The sequence below is a fragment of the Cedecea sp. genome, from assembly GCF_036500665.1.
Taxonomy (GTDB): domain Bacteria; phylum Pseudomonadota; class Gammaproteobacteria; order Enterobacterales; family Enterobacteriaceae; genus Cedecea.
On the sequence record NZ_DASYBS010000152.1, the window covers coordinates 1 to 3,642 of the forward strand.

At 49.6% G+C, this 3,642-nt stretch carries 2 tRNA genes and 2 rRNA genes; all 4 read right to left on the bottom strand.

Going from position 1 to position 3,642, the window contains the following annotated elements:
- Nucleotides 1-2,514 (bottom strand): 23S ribosomal RNA (locus tag VGM55_RS24240); the annotation flags it as partial.
- 337 nt (nt 2,515-2,851) lie between these two features.
- Nucleotides 2,852-2,927: transfer RNA gene (locus VGM55_RS24245), tRNA-Ala, on the bottom strand.
- Between the two features lie 72 nt (nt 2,928-2,999).
- Nucleotides 3,000-3,076: transfer RNA gene (locus VGM55_RS24250), tRNA-Ile, on the bottom strand.
- A gap of 59 nt (nt 3,077-3,135) precedes the next feature.
- Nucleotides 3,136-3,642 (bottom strand): 16S ribosomal RNA (locus VGM55_RS24255); the annotation flags it as partial.

A 3,642-nucleotide genomic window follows, 5' to 3' on the forward strand; every position in this document is an offset into this window, starting at 1 on the left:
GCCCCAGGATGAGATGAGCCGACATCGAGGTGCCAAACACCGCCGTCGATATGAACTCTTGGGCGGTATCAGCCTGTTATCCCCAGAGTACCTTTTATCCGTTGAGCGATGGCCCTTCCATACAGAACCACCGGATCACTAAGACCTACTTTCGTACCTGCTCGACTTGTGGGTCTCGCAGTTAAGCGCGCTTTTGCCTTTATACTCTACGCGTGATTTCCGACCACGCTGAGCGCACCTTCGTACTCCTCCGTTACTCTTTAGGAGGAGACCGCCCCAGTCAAACTACCCACCAGACATGGTCCTCGTCCCGGATAACGGGACAGAGTTAGAACCTCAATATTACCAGGGTGGTATTTCAAGGATGGCTCCATAGCAACTGGCGTCACTACTTCAAAGCCTCCCACCTATCCTACACAAGTAAGATCAAAGTTCAATGTCAAGCTGCAGTAAAGGTTCACGGGGTCTTTCCGTCTAGCCGCGGGTACACCGCATCTTCACGGCGATTTCGATTTCACTGAGCCTCTGCTGGAGACAGCGCCCCCATCATTATGCCATTCGTGCAGGTCGGAACTTACCCGACAAGGAATTTCGCTACCTTAGGACCGTTATAGTTACGGCCGCCGTTTACTGGGGCTTCGATCAAGAGCTTCGCTTACGCTAACCCCATCAATTAACCTTCCAGCACCGGGCAGGCATCACACCCTATACGTCCACTTTCGTGTTTGCAGAGTGCTATGTTTTTAATAAACAGTTGCAGGGGCCTGGTTTCTGTGGCTGCCAATAGCTCAAGGAGCAAGTCCTATCACCGTCAGCAGCGTACCTTCTCCCGAAGTTACGGTACCATTTTGCCTAGTTCCTTCAGCAGAGTTCTCTCAAGCGCTTTGGTCTACTCGACCTGACCACCTGTGTCGGTTTAGGGTACGATTCCTGTGTAACTGAAGCTTAGAGACTTTTCCTGGAAGCATAGTATCAGCCACTTCGCTAGTAAACTAGCTTGCTATCAGCTCTCAGCATAGAGCACCCCGGATTTGCCTAAGATGCATGCCTACTGCCTTTCACCTGGACAACCAACGCCAGGCTGACTTAACTTTCTCCGTCCTCTCATCGCATTACACAGAAGTATTGGAATATTAACCAATTTCCCATCGACTACGCCTCTCGGCCTCGCCTTAGGGGTCGACTCACCCAGCCCCGATTAACGTTGGACTGGAACCCTTGGTCTTTCAGCGAACGGGTTTTTCACCCGTTTTGTCGTTACTCACGTCAGCATTCGCACTTCTGATACCTCCAGCATACTTCTCAATACACCTTCATCGGCTTACAGAACGCTCCCCTACCACGTATACATAGTATACATCCGCAGCTTCGGCATATAGTTTTAGCCCCGTTACATCTTCCGCGCAGGCCGACTCGACTAGTGAGCTATTACGCTTTCTTTAAAGGGTGGCTGCTTCTAAGCCAACCTCCTAGCTGTCTATGCCTTCCCACATCGTTTCCCACTTAACTATAATTTGGGGGCCTTAGCTGGCGGTCTGGATTGTTTTCCTCTTGACTACGGACGTTAGCACCCGCAGTCTGTCTCCCGGATAGTACTCATAGGTATTCGGAGTTTGCATCGGTTTGGTAAGTCGGGATGACCCCCTAGCCGAAACAGTGCTCTACCCCCTATGGTATTCGTCCGAGGCGCTACCTAAATAGCTTTCGGGGAGAACCAGCTATCACCGAGTTTGATTAGCCTTTCACCCCTATCCACAAGTCATCCCCTGGCTTTTCAACGACAGTGGGTTCGGTCCTCCAGTTAGTGTTACCCAACCTTCAACCTGCTCATGGATAGATCACCCGGTTTCGGGTCTATACCCAGCAACTAAACGCCCTATTAAGACTCGATTTCTCTACGGCTCCCCTATTCGGTTAACCTTGCTACTGAATATAAGTCGCTGACCCATTATACAAAAGGTACGCAGTCACCGAACAAGTCGGCTCCCACTGCTTGTATGCATGCGGTTTCAGGATCTATTTCACTCCCCTCACAGGGGTTCTTTTCGCCTTTCCCTCACGGTACTGGTTCACTATCGGTCAGTCAGGAGTATTTAGCCTTGGAGGATGGTCCCCCCATATTCAGACAAGGTTTCACGTGCCTCGCCCTACTCGTCATCATTATATGTGCCCTTTCGTGTACGGGACTATCACCCTCTACGGTAGCACTTCCCAGAGCTTTCCGCTAAAACACATATAACTTAATGGGCTGATCCCCGTTCGCTCGCCGCTACTGAGGGAATCTCAATTGATTTCTTTTCCTAAGGGTACTGAGATGTTTCACTTCCCCTCGTTCGCCTCGCATGACTATGTATTCATCATGCGATACCTACCTTATGGTAAGTGGGTTTCCCCATTCAGAAATCTCCGGATCACAGGATATTTGCCGCCTCCCCGAAGCTTATCGCAGGCTATTACGTCTTTCATCGCCTCTGACTGCCAAGGCATCCACCACATGCACTTAATTACTTGACTATACAACCCCAAACAGTCGTTAATCCCTACAAGGAGGATCAACAATGTGAACTTAATCACTTCTATTTGTTGCCTGTGAACTTAATCACCATACAGCTTCAATTTAATTCATATACCAAAACGCTTGATTCAGTTTTATCGCTAGTGCTCATTTCACTCAACATTAACAATTACTTGCTAACATCAACTAAAACGAGTTTAAACAATTATTTCAACTCAAATATATTCTGTTAATGATTCACTACCGCCTCGTCAGCGAGTAGTTAACTGTGATAAATCACAGAACTTAATAAGCTATCGGCTTACTAAGTTCTGTAATCACTTAGTCTTTAATTAGTGGTGGAGACTAACGGAGTCGAACCGTTGACCTCCTGCGTGCAAAGCAGGCGCTCTACCAACTAAGCTAAGTCCCCAGCTTAAGATCTTAATATATCTGCTCTTCTGTAATTTGAACTTCAAATTCATTCAAACTCAATCAGTAGACTTGGTGGGTCTGACAAGACTTGAACTTGTGACCCCACGCTTATCAAGCGTGTGCTCTAACCAACTGAGCTACAGACCCTCAGATACATCAATGAAGAACAACTTGTTGTGGATTCTTACCAATCGTCAATCTTTCGTTAAGGAGGTGATCCAGCCGCAGGTTCCCCTACGGCTACCTTGTTACGACTTCACCCCAGTCATCGGCCACACCGTGGTAAGCGTCCTCCTTACGGTTAGACTACCTACTTCTGGTGCAACAAACTCCCATGGTGTGACGGGCGGTGTGTACAAGGCCCGGGAACGTATTCACCGCGGCGTGCTGATCCGCGATCACTAGCGATTCCAGCTTCATGCTCTCGAGTTGCAGAGAGCAATCCGAACTGAGACGGTTTTTCGAGATTGGCGCAGGGTCGCCCCTTTGCCGCCCTCTGTCACCGCCATTGTAGCACGTGTGTAGCCCAGCCCATAAGGGCCATGAGGACTTGACGTCATCCCCGCCTTCCTCCGGCTTGTCACCGGCAGTTTCTGCAGAGTGCCCGGCCAAACCGCTGGCAACTGCAGATGAGGGTTGCGCTCGTTGCGGGACTTAACCCAACATCTCACGACACGAGCTGACGACAGCCATGCAGCACCTGTGTCCCGGCC